This window comes from Crossiella sp. S99.2, assembly GCF_023094165.1.
In the GTDB taxonomy this organism is placed as follows: Bacteria; Actinomycetota; Actinomycetes; order Mycobacteriales; family Pseudonocardiaceae; genus Crossiella.
Map to the genome: position 1 here is coordinate 383,446 of NZ_JALMDK010000003.1, position 15,230 is coordinate 398,675.

The 15,230-nt window shown below is 71.5% G+C and carries 15 protein-coding genes; 4 read left to right on the forward strand and 11 right to left on the reverse strand.

All coding sequences use genetic code 11. The annotated features are described in order from the left end of the window. Positions 1-31 precede the first annotated feature (31 nt). Positions 32-2,326 carry a GH92 family glycosyl hydrolase gene (locus MZC64_RS13040; RefSeq protein WP_247756951.1) on the reverse strand — a complete coding sequence of 765 codons (2,295 nt, stop codon included), beginning with the start codon at positions 2,324-2,326 and terminating at the stop codon, positions 32-34. Between the two features lie 181 nt (positions 2,327-2,507). Between MZC64_RS13040 and MZC64_RS13045 the strand changes: the two genes are divergently transcribed. Continuing rightward, positions 2,508-3,215, forward strand: a complete 708-nt coding sequence (locus tag MZC64_RS13045) for an SDR family oxidoreductase (RefSeq protein ID WP_247797699.1) — start codon at positions 2,508-2,510, stop codon at positions 3,213-3,215. Here MZC64_RS13045 and MZC64_RS13050 read toward each other — a convergent pair. Further along, complete coding sequence (locus MZC64_RS13050; RefSeq protein WP_247756948.1) at positions 3,196-3,624, reverse strand: protein-tyrosine phosphatase family protein; 429 nt, start codon at positions 3,622-3,624, stop codon at positions 3,196-3,198. The genes MZC64_RS13045 and MZC64_RS13050 overlap by 20 nt on opposite strands. Before the next feature lie 190 nt (positions 3,625-3,814). Here MZC64_RS13050 and MZC64_RS13055 point away from each other — a divergent pair, with 190 nt between their 5' ends. Continuing rightward, positions 3,815-4,978, forward strand: a complete 1,164-nt coding sequence (locus MZC64_RS13055) for a Cmx/CmrA family chloramphenicol efflux MFS transporter (protein ID WP_247756947.1) — start codon at positions 3,815-3,817, stop codon at positions 4,976-4,978. On the opposite strand, the gene MZC64_RS13060 is transcribed toward MZC64_RS13055, so the two are convergent. Beyond that, positions 4,936-5,547, reverse strand: coding sequence for a flavin reductase family protein (locus MZC64_RS13060; RefSeq protein ID WP_247756946.1), 612 nt, complete (start codon positions 5,545-5,547; stop codon positions 4,936-4,938). The two genes, MZC64_RS13055 and MZC64_RS13060, sit on opposite strands and share 43 nt — an antisense overlap. Positions 5,548-5,616: 69 nt before the next feature. On the opposite strand from MZC64_RS13060, the gene MZC64_RS13065 reads away from it, so the two are divergent. Beyond that, positions 5,617-6,456: a pentapeptide repeat-containing protein gene (locus MZC64_RS13065; protein ID WP_247757440.1), complete on the forward strand. Its 840-nt coding sequence runs from the start codon at positions 5,617-5,619 to the stop codon at positions 6,454-6,456. A gap of 2 nt (positions 6,457-6,458) precedes the next feature. Here MZC64_RS13065 and MZC64_RS13070 read toward each other — a convergent pair whose 3' ends face one another. After that, entirely contained in the window at positions 6,459-7,088 is a 630-nt protein-coding gene (locus MZC64_RS13070) for a hypothetical protein (protein ID WP_247756945.1), read from the reverse strand. On the opposite strand from MZC64_RS13070, the gene MZC64_RS13075 reads away from it, so the two are divergent. Further along, entirely contained in the window at positions 7,089-7,529 is a 441-nt protein-coding gene (locus tag MZC64_RS13075; RefSeq protein WP_247756944.1) for a S8 family serine peptidase, read from the forward strand. It begins immediately after the preceding gene. Positions 7,530-7,596: 67 nt separating this feature from the next. Here the strand turns inward: MZC64_RS13075 and MZC64_RS13080 are convergent, their stop codons facing one another. The 7 genes from MZC64_RS13080 to MZC64_RS13110 all read right to left on the reverse strand — a co-directional run bounded on the left by MZC64_RS13080 (position 7,597) and on the right by MZC64_RS13110 (position 15,138). Continuing rightward, complete coding sequence (locus MZC64_RS13080) at positions 7,597-8,361, reverse strand: 3-oxoacyl-ACP reductase (protein ID WP_247756943.1); 765 nt, start codon at positions 8,359-8,361, stop codon at positions 7,597-7,599. Next, the gene (locus MZC64_RS13085) at positions 8,361-9,728 is read right to left on the reverse strand and encodes an aldehyde dehydrogenase family protein (RefSeq protein ID WP_247756942.1); all 1,368 of its coding nucleotides are present in this window, start codon (positions 9,726-9,728) and stop codon (positions 8,361-8,363) included. Before MZC64_RS13085 ends, MZC64_RS13080 begins: the two co-directional genes overlap by 1 nt. Then, a complete protein-coding gene (locus MZC64_RS13090; RefSeq protein ID WP_247756940.1) occupies positions 9,725-10,459 on the reverse strand; it encodes a gamma-glutamyl-gamma-aminobutyrate hydrolase family protein in 735 nt (244 codons plus the stop codon). The genes MZC64_RS13085 and MZC64_RS13090 overlap by 4 nt, the downstream gene beginning before the upstream one ends. Beyond that, positions 10,440-11,813 carry a glutamine synthetase family protein gene (locus tag MZC64_RS13095; protein ID WP_247756939.1) on the reverse strand — a complete coding sequence of 458 codons (1,374 nt, stop codon included), beginning with the start codon at positions 11,811-11,813 and terminating at the stop codon, positions 10,440-10,442. The genes MZC64_RS13090 and MZC64_RS13095 overlap by 20 nt, the downstream gene beginning before the upstream one ends. A 94-nt stretch (positions 11,814-11,907) precedes the next feature. Further along, complete coding sequence (locus tag MZC64_RS13100) at positions 11,908-12,657, reverse strand: FadR/GntR family transcriptional regulator (RefSeq protein ID WP_247756938.1); 750 nt, start codon at positions 12,655-12,657, stop codon at positions 11,908-11,910. Positions 12,658-12,670: 13 nt separating this feature from the next. After that, positions 12,671-14,125, reverse strand: coding sequence for an ethanolamine permease (gene eat / locus MZC64_RS13105; RefSeq protein ID WP_247756937.1), 1,455 nt, complete (start codon positions 14,123-14,125; stop codon positions 12,671-12,673). Positions 14,126-14,220: 95 nt separating this feature from the next. Beyond that, a complete protein-coding gene (locus MZC64_RS13110) occupies positions 14,221-15,138 on the reverse strand; it encodes a phosphotransferase (protein WP_247756936.1) in 918 nt (305 codons plus the stop codon). Positions 15,139-15,230 lie beyond the last annotated feature (92 nt).

Here is a 15,230-nt window from a genome sequence, read left to right on the forward strand (position 1 = left end):
CGGCCCGGAAGCATCATCTCGGTCAGGTCTGTCATTGGTAGGACGGTGGCGCCGCGTCGGGGGTGTTCGCCCAGTCGGGGTCGGGGGTGGCGCGCAGGCGGAAGTCGAGGTGGCCGCCGGTGCGCACGAGGTTTTGGGGCAGCCAGGTGCGGGCCCAGTTCTCGCCGTTGAGGTGGAGCTGGGTGATGTAGGGGCGGGCTGATCCGGCGCCGGGTGCGGTGATGTGGAGTTCGCCGGCGTTGTGCGGGCGGAGCTGGATGGCGGGGAACAGCGGGGTGTGCACGGAGAGGTCGGCGGTGCCGGGGGTGACCGGGTAGAGGCCGAGGGCGGACCAGACGTACCAGGAGGACTGGGCGCCGAGGTCGTCGTTGCCGGGCAGGCCGTCGGGGGTGGGGGCGAAGAGTTCGCTCTGGATGCGGCGGATGACGGCCTGGCTCTTCCAGGGCTGGCCGATGTAGTTGTAGAGCCAGGGGGTGGAGAAGTCGACCTCGTTGCCGGACCACTGGTAGGGCTGGTTGGGGCCGACGTTGACCTTGGTGAAGAACTCGTCCATCAGCGGCTGGGCTTTGGTCTTGCCGCCGAGGGCGGTGATGAGTCCGGCGATGTTGTGTGGGACGAACCAGCGGTACTGGGCGGCGTTGCCCTCCTCGAAGCCGTCCTGGCCGAACTGGCCGGGCGGGGGTGGCACGAAGCCGGGTCCGGCCGGGAACTGGCCGTTGCTGTCCTTGGGGCGCAGGTAGCCGGTGCTGGGGTCGAACAGGTTGCGCCAGTACTCGCCGCGTTTGGCGTAGGTGGCGGCGGTGGCGGGGTCGCCGAGGGTGCGGGCGAAGCGGGAGATGGCGAAGTCGTCGACGGCGTATTCGAGGGTTTGGGAGGCGCCTTTGCGGACGTGGCCGACCAGGGCGCGGTCGTTGGGGACGTAGCCGAGTTTCTGGTAGTCCTCGATGCCCTGGCGTTCGACGTAGCCCCACTGGACGGGTTCGGCTTTGGTGGCGCCTTTGAGCATGTATTTCAGGGCGGTGCGGGTGTCGAAGCCGGTGGCGCCGTAGGCGTGCAGGTTGACCAGGAGCGGGACGCTGTTGTCGCCGTTCATCACGCTGGTGTAGCCATTCGCCATGGGCCAGCGCGGTAGCCAGCCGCCTTGCGCGGCGGCGAGCACGAGGCTTTGCGCCATGTCGCCGGCGCGGTCGGGGTAGAGCCAGCCGTGTAGTGGGGCGAGGCTGCGGTAGGTGTCCCAGTCGGAGAAGTTGGCGTAGTGGGTGCGTCCTGGTTCGACCTGGTGGACTTTGCTGTCGAAGCCGATGTAGCGGCCGTCGAGGTCGTTGAAGGTGTTGGGGTGGATCAGGGAGTGGTAGAGGGCGGTGTAGAAGGTCTTGCGGTGGGCTGGGGTGCCGCCGCCGATCCGGATGCGGCCGAGGTGTTCGCGCCACTGGGCGCGGGTGGCGGCGCGGACCGGTTCGGGGTGCCAGCCGGGGATTTCGGCCAGGTTGGCGCGGGCGCCGTCGGCGCTGACGTAGGAGAGGGCGACCTTGGCGCGCAGTTGCCGGTTCCGGCTGGTGTCGAAGGTGAGGTAGGCGCCTGATTTGGGGTGGTTGGCGCTGGTGCCGCCGGGGGTGACGGTGCTGCCGTCCCAGGTGCCGTGTGCGGTGAAGGGGCGGTCGAATTTGAGGGCGAAGTAGACGGTGTACTGGTTGCCGCTCTCGCCGCAGAACCGGCCGGTGGTGGCGGATCCGGTGATCTCGTCGGGGGCGCTGATCCGCACGGTGGCGGCGCTGTTGCCTGCCAGGCTGGCGCCGGTTTTGACCAGGACCTGGGCGGTGGCGCCTTCGGGGTAGGTGAAGGTGCCCAGTCCGGCGCGGGTGCTGGCGGTGAGTTCGGCGCGGATGTCGGAGTCTTCGAGGGTGACGCCGTAGTGGGCGACCTCGGCGCGTTCGGTGCGGTGGGAGAACTTCTCGGTGCGGTTCCATGGGGTCGCGCCGATCTCGCCGGCGACCGGGAGGATCGGGATGTCGCCGAAGGCGCCGCAGCCGACGGAGGCGTGGGTGAGGCTGAAGCCGCGGATCGGGCCGAGGTGGTAGTTGTAGCCTGCGTAGTTGCCGTTGTCCGGGCTCCACTGGATCATCCCGAACGGGGCGGTGGGGCCGGGGAAGGTGTTGATCTCGCCGACGACCGGGCCGCCTTTGCCGGTGCCGATCATGGGGTCGACGTGCTGGGTGGGGTCGGCGATGAGGGTGTCCTCGGCCGCGGCGGCGCCGGGGATGGCGGTGGCCAGCAGGGTGATGGCGGCGAGTGCGCCGATGACAGCGCGACGGTTGCGAGTTCTCACGCGTCCTCCTCGACGGTGCTGACAACGTTGTCAGCCCGGTGCGAGTACAAGAATGGCGCGCTGGGGACGTAACGGACAGGCGTCGAACGGGTGGTTGGCGGCACCACCCATCGGGAGTCTTCCGCCTGGCAGGGGCACGAACTCAGACTTGCCCGTGCTCATCGAGGGAGAAGGGGCGCCGGTGCCGCCGACCCGCGCTCAGGACCAGCCGACGGCGGTGGTCACGGGCGCTTCCCGGGGCATCGGCGCGCGGATCGCCGCCGCGCTGGGGGACAGCCACCGGCTGGTGCTGGGTGGCCGGGGATCGCCCGCGCTGACCCGGCTGGCCAGGGAGTTGCCGGATGCCCAGGCGTGGCCGGTGAACCTGGCCGATCCGCGCGCGCTGCACGTGCCGCCCGGGATCGAGCGGCTGGACGCGCTGATCCACAACGCCGGGGTTCTGGCCACCGGGCGGATCGAGGAGTGCGACGGTGGGCTGTGGCGGCGGACCTTCGAGGTCAACGTGTTCGCCGTGGTCGAGCTGACCCGGCTGCTGCTGCCTGCGTTGCGCAAGGCGGGCGGGCACGTGGTGCTGATCAACTCCACCGCCGGGTTGCAGGCCAACGCGGCGCGCGGGGCGTACTCGGCGAGCAAGTACGCGCTGCGTGCCTTCGCCGACTCGCTGCGCGCCGAGGAGCCGCGGTTGCGGGTGACCACGGTGTTCCTGGGGCGGGTGGCCACCGACATGCAGCGGGATGTGTGCGCGGTGGAGGGGCTGCGGTACCAGCCGGAGCGCTACCTCTCCCCCGCCACCGTGGCCGAGACCGTGCGCGCGGTGCTGGCCGCGCCACGCGAGGCGTGCGCGACCGAGCTGGTGCTGCGGCCGGGGGCTACCCGGGGAAGCGACTGACCCAGCGCTTCTGCCACGGGGTTTCCACCGCGTGCTTGTTGTGGTGCGCGCGTGCCCAGGCCACCGCCTCGGTGGGTGGCACGCCGGCCAGGATGGCCAGGCAGGCGATGACGGTGCCGGTGCGGCCGACGCCGCCGTTGCAGGCGACCTCCACCCGCTGTCCGGAGCGGGCGGCGGCGTGCAGGGCGGTGATCCGGCGGATGGCCTCGGCGTGGTCGCGGGGCAGCCGGAAGTCGGGCCACTCCAGCCAGTGCCGGGGCCAGGTCAGGGTGTCGTCGTGGCGGGCGCGCAGGCGGGGGCTGCCCAGGTAGAGGCCGAAATCGGGTTGTGGGCCGTCGGGGATGGGGTGGCGCAGGCCCCGGCCGCGCACGACCGCTCCGTCGGGCAGGGTGATCGCTCCGGTCAACATGATCAAACCTTAGTCCGGGTGGTAATTCCGTCGACCGGGTTTTGGCCAGGGTTGTAGCCTGCCGCTCGTGCGCAGCCCCGAGGCTTCCAGACGGTAGCCACCGGTCCCCCGGTGGCGTGCTCCTGCACGGCCACCGGCCGGACCGCGGTCGATCTTCCTTGTCGATCCACTGTGGTTGCGGAGTCCTGCTGTGCCTGTTGTGTTGTATCTGCTTGCCCTCGCTGTGTTCGCGCAGGGCACCTCGGAGTTCATGTTGTCCGGTCTGTTGCCGGACCTCGCCGCTGATCTGCATGTCACCATCCCGGCCGCTGGTGCGCTGACCTCGGCGTTTGCCGCCGGGATGATCGTGGGCGCGCCGTTGATGGCGATCCTGAGTCTGCGCTGGCCGCCCCGGCACGCGCTGCTGGCCTTCCTGTCGGTGTTCCTGGTGGTGCACGTGCTGGGGGCGCTGACCACGAGTTATCCGGTGCTGCTGGCCACCAGGGTGGTGGCGGCGCTGGCCAATGCCGGTTTCCTCGCGGTGGCCCTGGCGACCGCGACCGGTCTGGTGGCGGCCAACGCCAAGGGCCGGGCGACCGCGGTGCTGCTGGGCGGGGTGACCCTGGCCTGTGTGGCGGGGGTGCCCGCGGGGGCGTTGCTGGGTCAGGCATGGGGGTGGCGCTCGGCGTTCTGGGCGGTGGCCCTGGCTTCGGCGCCGGCGCTGGTGGCGATCCTGCGCTGGGTCCCGGCGGGCCGGGCCGGGAACGCGCCGGGGGTGCTCGGTGAGCTGCGTGCGTTGCGGCGGCCGCGACTGGGGCTGATGTTGGTGCTGGGCGCGCTGGTCAACGGCGCTACCTTCTGCACGTTCACCTATCTCGCGCCGACGGTCACCGAGGTCGCCGGGATCGATGCCGGCTGGGTGCCCGCGGTGCTGGCGCTGTTCGGGATCGGCTCCTTCCTGGGGGTGAGCCTGGGTGGGCGGATCGCGGATTCCCGGCCGCGGCTGGTGCTGGCCGGGGGCGGGGTGGCGCTGGTGTGTGGGTGGGTGCTGTTCGCGCTGACGGCGGGCGAGCCGGTGCTCGCGCTGGTCCTGGTGCTGGTGCAGGGGACGTTGTCCTTCGCGGTCGGCTCCACGTTGATCTCCCAGGCGCTCTACGCCGCCGCCGGTGCGCCGAGGCTGGCCGGGGCTGGTGCGACGGCCGCGTTCAACGTCGGCGCGGCGCTGGGTCCGTGGGCCGGCGGGCTGGCCATCGCGGCCGGGTACGGGTACCGGGCGCCGTTGTGGGTCAGTGCCGGGCTGGCCGGTGTGGCGCTGGTGGCTGGGTTCGCGGCTCAGCGGGTGCTGGCGGGCGAGCGGGCGGTCTCGGAGCGGTAGGAGTGGCCCAGGTGCTCGCCGAGGCCGAAGTAGTGGCGGAAGTTGTAGATCAGCGGCTGCCACCGGGCCGGGTCGATGTGCTCGGTGCCGGGCACGACCAGTTCGGGGTCGGCGTGCACGGCGAGCACCTGGGTTTGCACGATCACGAAGTCCCCGTCGCCGCCGGGCCGCAGCTCGGTGGCGACGGCTTCGAGCTGGAGCGGGCATTCGGCCACCCGGGGCGGCCGGACCTTGAGCGCGGGCAGCTCGGTCAGTCCGGCGGCGGCGAACTTGGCCGGCTCGAAGCGGTGGCCGGGTTTGCCGGGCGGGACCGGGTCACGGCCGGTGAGCGGGGCGAGTCGTTCCACCGCCTGCCACAGGTCAGGTCCGGGCAGGTTGATCACCAGTTCGGGCCGCGCGCGCAGGTTCCGGGCGGTCTGCCCCTGCTCGCCCAGGCCGAGCACGATGGTGTGGCCCAGGGCCCAGGCCGAGGACATCGGGGCCAGGTTGGCGCTGCCGTCGGGGTTCTCCGTGCTCAGCAGGACGACCGGGGTGCCGAAGTAGAGGATCTTCGGGTGGATGGTGCGCATGGCGGTGACGCTAGGACCGGGACCCTTCGGCGCGGGCCGAAGCAACCGGCGGCCTAGAGTCGCGGGGTGATGTTGCGAGCCGATTGCGCCAACTGTTTCGGACTGTGCTGTGTTGTGCCCGCCTATGCAGCCTCGGCTGATTTCGCCATCACCAAACCCGCCGGCACGCCCTGCCCGAACCTGCTCGCCGACTTCCGCTGCGGCATCCACACCCAGCTTCGTGACCGCGGTTTCCCCGGCTGCACCGTCTACGACTGCTTCGGCGCCGGCCAGCAGGTCGCCCAGCACACCTACGGCGGCCAGGACTGGCGCTCCTCCCCCGAACACGCCCAGGAGATGTTCGCGGTCTTCCCCATCGTGCGGGAACTGCACGAACTGCTCTGGCATCTCACCGAGGCCCAGCGCCACCCCGCCGCGCTGTCCCTGCACACCGAACTCGACGAGCTGCGCGTTGAGCTGGCGCGGCTGGCCGGGCTGCCCCCGGCCGAGTTGCTCGCGTTGGATGTGGCTTCGCGGTGGCAGCGGGCGGATCCACTGCTGTCCCGGGTCAGCGAACTGGTCCGGGCCGAGGCGCCGGGCCCGGAGCGGCGCGGGGCCGATCTCATCGGCGCGGACCTGCGCCGCAAACGGCTGCGCGGGGCGAACCTGCGTGGCGCTTATCTGATCGGGGCCAACCTGCGCGAGGTCGACCTGGGTCTGGCCGATCTGATCGGGGCTGACCTGCGCGGCGCCGACCTACGGGGCGCGGACTTGTCCGAGGCGTTGTTCCTGACCCAGTTCCAGGTCAACGCCGCCCAGGGCGACACCGCGACCCGGCTGCCCGCCGGGCTGGACCGGCCCACCCACTGGAGCACCACTGCCCCTACGGCGCGACCTGGCCGGGCGGCGGGGACCCGGCGACGGCGCTGAGGTCAGCCCGGCCAGCTCCAGCGGATGCCGAACTCCCCCGGCCCGTAGCCCAGTGCCAGCGCGTGCACCCGCCCGTGCCGGTCCGGCTCGAGTTTGCGGCAGGCGGCGGGGCCGCCGTCGGCGTCCCGGCGGTGTTCCTGGCAGTCGGCGGGCAGGACCGCGGGGTCGAAGTGCACCTCCAAGACGTACTCGCGGGTCGGCAGCCGCAGGCCCCGGGTGTAGCTGTCCTCGGTCGCGGTCAACGCCGGCGCGCGGTGGTAGCGGAACTCGTGCTCCATGATCAAGGTGTCGCCGCGGGCCAGTGGCACGTCGAAGAGCAGCTCGGCGACCAGGATGCCCGCGTCGAGGTCGGTGACCTGCTTGCCCACCGCGCACCCACGCACCGGAAGCAGTTCGGGCAGCTGGTCGCGCTCGGTGTCGACGAAGTAGGCGACCACCCAGCGGTCCGCGCCCTGCCGGTCGGCGCGCAGGATCTGGCGGACCCGCAGCGAACGTTTGCGCCGGTCCGCGCCGATCACGCACACATCGTGCTGGCTGATCCGGGTCAGCGCGGCATCCGAACTGGTGTCGACCTGCGCCAGCAACGCCTGGGTGGCCGCGCTCAGCCGCACCGGCGCGCCGATGGGCTGCATGTGCGAGCGCCGGACCTTGCTGCCCCGCGGTTTCGGCGGCCCCAGCAACGCGCGCAACCCACCCGAGGGCACACCGAGCACGGCAACCCGATCGACGCCTGCAAGCAGTCCCCGGCCCGCCTGCCCGAGGCGATCACCGTCTCGGCCACCAGCCGGACCGATGTGAAGGGCGACTTCGCCAACCACGGCGCCTGCGTGGACCTGTTCGCACCGGGCGTCGGCATCGTCTCGGCGTTCAAGACCAGCGACACGGCCAGCACGAGTTATGACGGCACCTCGCAGGCCGCCCCGCACGTGGCGGGCGCGGTCGCGCGGTACCTCTCGGCCCACCCGTCGGCAACCCCGGCGCAGGTCCAGGCCGCACTGATCTCCGGCTCCACCACGGGTGTGGTGCGCAACGGCGGACCCGACTCTCCGAACCGGTTGCTGCACCTGCCCTGATCGGGCGGGGAGCCGGAGCGTGTGCCTCCCACACCACTGGGACCGGGGTGGGAGGCACACGTCAGGGCTACAGCGGGGTGACGTAGGCGCCGGTGAGGCCGCCGTCGACGAGGAACTGGGAGGCGGTGATGAAGCTGGAGTCGTCGCTGGCCAGGAAGGTCACCGCGGCGGCGATCTCGGCGGGCTCGGCGAAGCGGCCCATCGGGATGTGCACCAGGCGGCGGGCGGCGCGTTCGGGGTCCTTGGCGAAGAGTTCCTGCAACAGCGGGGTGTTCACCGGGCCGGGGCACAGGGCGTTGACCCGGATGCCCTCGCGGGCGAACTGCACACCCAGTTCCCTGGACATCGCCAGCACGCCGCCCTTGGAGGCGGTGTAGGAGATCTGGCTGGTGGCCGCGCCCATCACCGCCACGAAGGAGGCGGTGTTGATGATGGAGCCCTTGCCCGCGCGCTGCATGTAGGGCAGCACGTGCTTGCAGCACAGGTACACCGAGGTCAGGTTGACCTCCTGCACCTTGCGCCAGGCATCCAGGCCGGTGGTCAGGATCGAGTCGTCCTCCGGCGGGGAGATGCCGGCGTTGTTGAAGGCGATGTCGATGCGCCCGTACTTCTCGAACACCGTGGCATAGAGCGCCTCGACGTCGGTGGCGCTGGTGACATCGGCCCGCACGAACAGGCCGCTGACCTCGTCGGCGACCTGCTTGCCGGTGGCCTCGTCGATGTCGACGACCACCACCGTGGCGCCCTCCTCCGCGAAGCGGCGGGTGGTGGCCAGGCCGATGCCGCTGGCCGCGCCGGTGATGACCGCGACGCGGTCGGTGAGCCGTCCCATCAGTTCTCCTCAGTGCTGACGAACACGTTCTTGACCTCGGTGAACCCGTCCAGGGCGTCCGGGCCCAGCTCACGGCCGAGTCCGGACTGCTTGAACCCGCCGAACGGCGTCCAGTAGCGCACCGAGGAGTGCGAGTTGACCGAGAGGTTCCCGGCCTCCACCCCGCGGGCCACCCGCAGCGCGCGGCCGGCATCGCGGGTCCAGATCGAGCCGGACAGGCCGTACTCGGTGTCGTTGGCCAGCCGCAGCGCGTCGGCCTCGTCGGTGAAGGGCAGCACCGAGACCACCGGCCCGAAGATCTCCTCCCGCCAGGCCCGGTCCCGCTCGTCCCGGGGCAGCAGCACGGTGGCCGGATACCAGAACCCGTCGCCTGCGGGGGCCTGGCCGCGGTAGGCCACGGTGGTCTCATCCACGTAGGAGGCGACCCGGTCGCGGTGCGCGGCGGTGATCAGCGGGCCCATCTCGGTGGCCGCGTCGGCCGGATCGCCGACCACCACGCCCTTGACCGCGGGCTCCAGGAGTTCCAGGAACCGGTCGTAGACCTCGCGCTGGACCAGGATCCGGGAGCGGGCGCAGCAGTCCTGGCCCGCGTTGTCGAACACCCCGTACGGGGCGGTGGCCGCGGCCTTGTCCAGGTCGGCGTCGGCGAAGACGATGTTGGCGCTCTTCCCGCCGAGTTCCAGGGTCAGGCGTTTCACCTGGTCCGCGCAGCCGGCCATGATCTGTTTGCCGACCGCGGTGGACCCGGTGAAGACCACCTTGCGCACACTGGGGTGGGTGACGAACCGCTGGCCGACCACCCGGCCGGCGCCGGGCAGCACCTGGAAGACGTCCTCGGGGATCCCGGCCTGGTGGGCCAGTTCGGCCAGCCGGACCGCGGTGAGCGGGGTCAGCTCAGCGGGCTTGAGCACCACGGTGTTCCCGGCCGCGAGTGCGGGGGCGAAGCCCCAGGCGGCGATCGGCATCGGGAAGTTCCACGGCACGATCACCCCGATCACGCCCAGGGGTTCGTGGAAGGTGACGTTGAGGCCGCCCGCCACCGGGATCTGGCGGCCGAAGTGCCGTTCGGGGGCGCCGGCGTAGTAGCGGATCACGTCCCTGGCGTTGCCCGCCTCCCAGCGGGCGTTGCCGATGGTGTGCCCGGCGTTGCGGACCTCCAGCGCGGCCAGGTGCTCCAGGTCGGCGTCCACGGCTTCGGCGAAGCGGTGCAGTAGCCGGGCCCGGTCGCCGGGGCTGACCGCGCGCCAGGCCGGGAATGCCTTGGCCGCGCGCTCGATCGCGGCGTCGGTGGCGGCCGCATCGGCCAGCGCGACGGTGTCGAAGACCGCGCCGGTGGCCGGGTTGATCAGGTCGTGGGTGGCGCTCACGCGGTCGCTCCTCGGGCTGCGGTCACCAGCGCGGCGAACAGCGGCGCGCTGGGGTGTGCGGGGTCGGTGGTGTCCTCCTCGGGATGCCATTGCACCCCGAGCGCGAACGGGTGGCTGGGTTGGCGGACGGCCTCGATGGTGCCGTCGGCGGCGTGCCCGACCGCCTCCAGGCCCGGGGCGAGCCGGTCGATGGCCTGGTGGTGGTAGCAGGAGACCTCGATCTTCTCCCCGAGCAGGGTGGCCGGCGGGCAGCCCGGTTCCAGGCGCACCGTGGTGCGGCCGAAGCGGCCGGGCGCTGGCTGGTGGTCGCGGTGCCCGAGCACCTCGGGCAGGTGCTGGTGCAGGGTGCCGCCGAGGCCGACGTTGAGCAGTTGCGCGCCCCGGCAGATCGCCAGCAGCGGGGTGCGCCGGTCCAGGGCGTGGTAGAGCAGCGCGAGTTCGCCGCTGTCCCGGTCCGGGCGGATGCCGGTGCTGTGCTCGTGCGGTGGTGCCTGGTAGCGCTGGGGGTCGATATCGGCGCCGCCGGCCAGGATCAGCCCGTCCAGCCGGGGCAGCACCCGGGCGGCGCTGGCACCCGGTGGCAACAGCACCGGGATGCCGCCCGCGGCGCTGACCGCGTCGAGATAGGTGGCGGGCAGCAGGGCGGCCGGGCGTTCCCACACGCCCCAGGCCGCGCTCTCCCGGTAGCAGCTGATCCCGATGACGGGCGCGTCAGAGGCGTTCGAAGCCACGGAACAGCTCCCAGTCGGTGACGGCGGCCTGGTAGGCGGCGATCTCGATGCGCGCGGCGTTGAGGTAGTGCGCCACCACGTCCTCACCGAAGGCCGCGCGGGCCAGCTCGCTGCCCGCGAAGGCTTCCACCGCCTCGGGCAGGGTCGAGGGCACGTGCTCGGCCTCGCTGGCGTAGGCGTTGCCGGTGAGCGCCTCGCCCAGCGGGAGTGCGTTGTCAATGCCGTCCAGCCCGGCCGCGATCAGCGCGGCGGTGGCCAGGTACGGGTTGACGTCGCCGCCGGGCACCCGGTTCTCCACCCGCAGGCTGGCCCCGCCGTGCCCGACCAGGCGCAGGGCGCAGGTGCGGTTGTCCGGGCCCCAGGCCACCGCGGTGGGGGCGAAGCTGCCGGGCACGAACCGCTTGTAGGAGTTGATGTTCGGCGCGAAGAGCAGGGTCAGCTCACGCAGGTGGGCCAGCTGCCCGGCCAGGAAGTGCTCAGCCAGCGCGGACATGCCGTGCCGGCGATCGCCGGCGAAGACCAGGCTGCCGTCGGCGCCGCGCAGGCTGATGTGGATGTGGCAGGAGTTGCCCTCGCGCTGGTTGTACTTGGCCATGAAGGTCAGGCTCTTGCCCTCCTGGGCGGCGATCTCCTTCGCGGCGGTCTTGTAGATGCTGTGGTTGTCGCAGCTGGTCAGCGCCTCGGCGTAGCGGAAGGCGATCTCGTGCTGGCCGGGGTTGCACTCGCCCTTGGCCGATTCCACCCGCAGTCCGGCCGCGGTCATCTCGTTGCGGATGCGGCGCAGCAGCGGCTCGATCCGGGAGGTGCCCAGCAGCGAGTAGTCCACGTTGTACTGGTTGCTCGGGGTCATGTTGCGGTAGCCGGTGTTCCAGGCCTGCTCGAAGCTGTCGTCGAAGACGATGAACTCCAGCTCGGTGCCGACCTGGGCGACCAGGCCCCGTTCGGCGAGCCGGTCCAGCTGGCGGCGCAGGATCTGCCGCGGCGAGGCGGTGACCGGGGAGCCGTCGGCCCAGACCACGTCGGCCAGCACCAGCGCGGTGGCCGGGTGCCAGGTGGCCAGGCGCAGCGTGTCCAGGTCCGGGCGCAGGGTGAAGTCGCCGTAGCCGGTTTCCCAGGAGGACATCCGGTACCCGCCGACGGTGTTCATGTCCACATCGACGGCGAGCAGGTAGTTGCAGGCCTCGGCGGCGTGCGGGACGACGTCGTCGAGGAAGTGCCGGGCGGCGATCCGCTTGCCCTGCAACCGGCCCTGCATGTCGGTCATGGCCAGCAGCACGGTGTCGATCTCACCCAGGTCGACCAGCTCGCGCAGGCGGGCCAGCGAGAGCGGGGCTGTGGTTCCCGACTGCGACACGACCGCCTCCGTAATGGTCTGCGATTGGACCTTTGCAGGATGGTGGGTGACCGGCGCCACTGTCAAGCGCGCAGGTCAGCCGGCTCGGACCGGGTCAGCTCAGGAAGGCCCGCAGCAGCGCCGCGGTGCCGGCCAGGTGCTCGGCCATCGCCGCCCGCGCCGCCGGGCCGTCCCCGGCCAGCACCGCAGCCACGATCCGCTCGTGCTGTTCGTGCGAGTGCTCGATGTTGTGTCCCAGCAACGGGATCGCGTCCAGCAGCTCGTTGATCCGCATCCGGTTGTCCGCCACCGCCGAGGCCAGCGAGGGCGAGCCGGTGATCTGCGCGATGGCCAGGTGGAACCGGGAGTCCAGGTGCCGGTAGGTCTCCGGGGTGGCGGTGCGGACCTGCTCGTGCACCGCGCGCAGCAGCGCCCGCTCCGGCTCCGGCAACGGCCGGGTGGCCGCCGCGCAGGCCGCGCCGGTCTCCAGCACCTCGCGGAAGGTCAGCGTGTCCTCCAGCCCGACCGAGCCCATGCCGACCACCAGCTTGCGCAGCCTGGCCTTGCCGCGCGGGGCGTCCTCGGCCCTGCTGACCACGAAGGTGCCGCCGAAGCGCCCGCGCCGGGACTCCACGTACCCGGACTGCTGCAACGCCCGGATCGCCTCCCGCAGCGTCATCCGGCTCACCCCCAGCCGCACCGCCAGATCCCGCTCGGCGGGCAGTCGCTCACCCGGGCCGACCACGCCGAGCTTGATCGCCTGCAGGATCCGCTCCACCGCCTCCTCGAAGGCGTTGCCACTGCGGACCGGGCGGAAGACCGCCTGGTCCGCCAAGGTGGCCGGTGGCTCCGGTTCGGAACTCATGAGCGCCACGATCTCACGGGTCCTCCAGTTCGGCGGTGGCGCGACGCACCGCCTCGAACTCCTCTTCCGGGGCCTCTGCCACCAGGTGGTGGCGGCTGTAGAACCAGAAGTAGGCCAGGGCCAGCAGGAAGATCCCGGCCATCACCCCGGCGGCCAGGATGTCCACCAGGAAGGTGGCCACCACCGCCGCGGCGGCCAGCACCAGCGCGATGCTCGTGGTGACCACCCCGCCCGGGGTGCGGTAGGGGCGCGGCAGGTTCGGCTCGCGGACCCGCAGCACGATGTGCGAGACCATCATCAGCACATAGGACACGGCAGCGCCGAAGACCGCGATGTTGATCAGCTTCGCGCCGTTCTGGGTGATCGCGGCCAGGATGAACCCGATCGCGCCGGGCACCAGCAGCGCCAGGATCGGCGTCTTGCGCTTGCCGGTCACCGACAGCTTCCGCGGCAGGTAGCCGGCCCTGGACAGGGCGAAGAGCTGGCGGGAGTAGCCGTAGATGATGGAGAAGAAGCTGGCCACCAGGCCGGCCAGGCCGATGTAGTTGACGATGTCGGCGATCACCGCGTTGCTGCCGTAGACCGCGCGCAGGGCCGCGGGCAGCGGGTTGTCCGAGGACTTCAGCGCGTTGCTGCCCGCCCCGCCCGGCGCGGCGATCAGGATCAGCGCGGCGAAGACCAGCAGCACCAGCATCGCGGCCACGATGCCCTTGGGCATGTCCTTGCGCGGGTTCCGCGCCTCCTCCGCGGCCAGCGGCACGCCCTCGATAGCCAGGAAGAACCAGATGCCGTAGACGAAGGCGGCCAGGATCCCCGCGTAGCCAAACGGCAGGAACGCGCTGGCCCCGGCCGCGTCGGTGGGCGGGATGTCGGTGAGCCGGGACAGGTCGATCATCGGGATCATGGCCACCACGAAGATCACCAGACCGACCACGGCGATGGCGGTGATGACGAACATCAGCCGCAGCGCCTCGCCGACGCCGTAGAGGTGCACGCCGACGAAGATGGCGTAACAGGCCAGGTAGACCGGCCAGCCGTTGGTCAGCCCGAACAGTCCGAGCGCCTGGACGTAGCCGCCGATGAACACCGAGATGGCCGCGGGCGCGATGGTGTACTCGATCAGGATCGCGGTGCCGGTGGCGAACCCGCCCAGCGGGCCGAGCGCCCGCCGGGCGAAGCCGTAGCCCGCCCCGGCCACCGGCATCGCCGAGGCCATTTCGGCCAGGCCGAAGACCATGCAGGTGTACATCACCGCCATCAGGATGGTGGCGATCAGCAGACCGCCGAACCCGCCCTGGGCCAGGCCGGAGTTCCAGCCGGAGAAGTCCCCGGAGATGACGTAGGAGACGCCGAGCCCGGCGAGCAGCACCCAGCCCGCCGCGCCCTTCTTGAGCTGGCGTTGCTCCAGGTAGGCCGCCTCGACGTGGGTGTAGTCCACTCCCCCGCTTTTGGGCTGTTCTGTGCTCACGCGCGCCTCCACCTGCGGTCCGGACAGCGGCTGATTGGTCAACGGTCAGACCATTGCCCATATTTGTGAGCGAGGTTACAAACCCTGTCAAGCCCTCAGCGGGCCAGTTCCAGCAGCCGGCCCAGCCCTGGATCGGTCAGGGCGGCCTTGGCCCGCCCCCATTTGCCCGCGGCCTCACCCCAGTAATCGAAGGTGCTGCCGGGCTTGCTGAGCAGGCCGTGGTGGATGCAGAACCACAGCGTCCAGGTGAAGTCCGACATCGCCTGGAACAGCCGGACCCTGGCGGTCAGCCGTGGGTCGCCGCCGCCGAAGTAGGTCTCGGCGAGCAGGGCCACCCGGTCGGGGTCGAACTGGCCTTCGGCGCAGATGTTGCCCAGCTCGAAGCCGGGGTCGCCGTTGCCGCTGAGCTGGTAGTCCACGATCCGGATGCCGCCGGGTTCGGCGATGAAGTTCTCCGCCAGCAGGTCGTTGTGGCACGGCCGCACCGGCAAGGGGTCCGCGCTCAGCACCGTCCGCAGCTGCTGGGCCAGCGGCAGGTGGGTCAGGTAGTCCTCGAACAGGGTCAGTTCGTGGCGGCGGCAGAGGTCGAGCAGCTGCTGCTGTTTGGCGAAGATGTCGAAGTCGTTGACGAAGGGCCGCGGCGCGGCGTGCAACCGGCGACAGGCCGCGGCCAGCTGCGGGATGCGGCCGGGTTCGCGGGTGTCGTCGAAGTTCAGCGTGCGACCGGGCAGGAACTCCAGCACCAGCGCGGGCAGCGCCTCGATGATGTGCAGAACCCGCGGCCCCGCACCGGATTCCGCGGCCACCACGGTGTTGGCGATCTCCTGCTCCAAGGGCACGCCGAGCCCGGCCTCGGCCACCGCGGGGTCGAGCACCCGCAGCACCTGATCGACGCCGTCCACCCGCAGGTGCGCGACCTGGTGGCTGAGTCCGCCGGTCATCGGCAGCAGCTCCACCCGCCGCCCCGTCCACGCCGGGACCTGACTGATCGCGTCCTGCACGGTCGCCGACATAGTCGCCGAGTGTGTTGGCGCGCACACTTGTCCGTCAAGACACGCGGCCGCCTGGTTCCCCCGACCGGCCCACCTGCGCTACCAAGGACTCG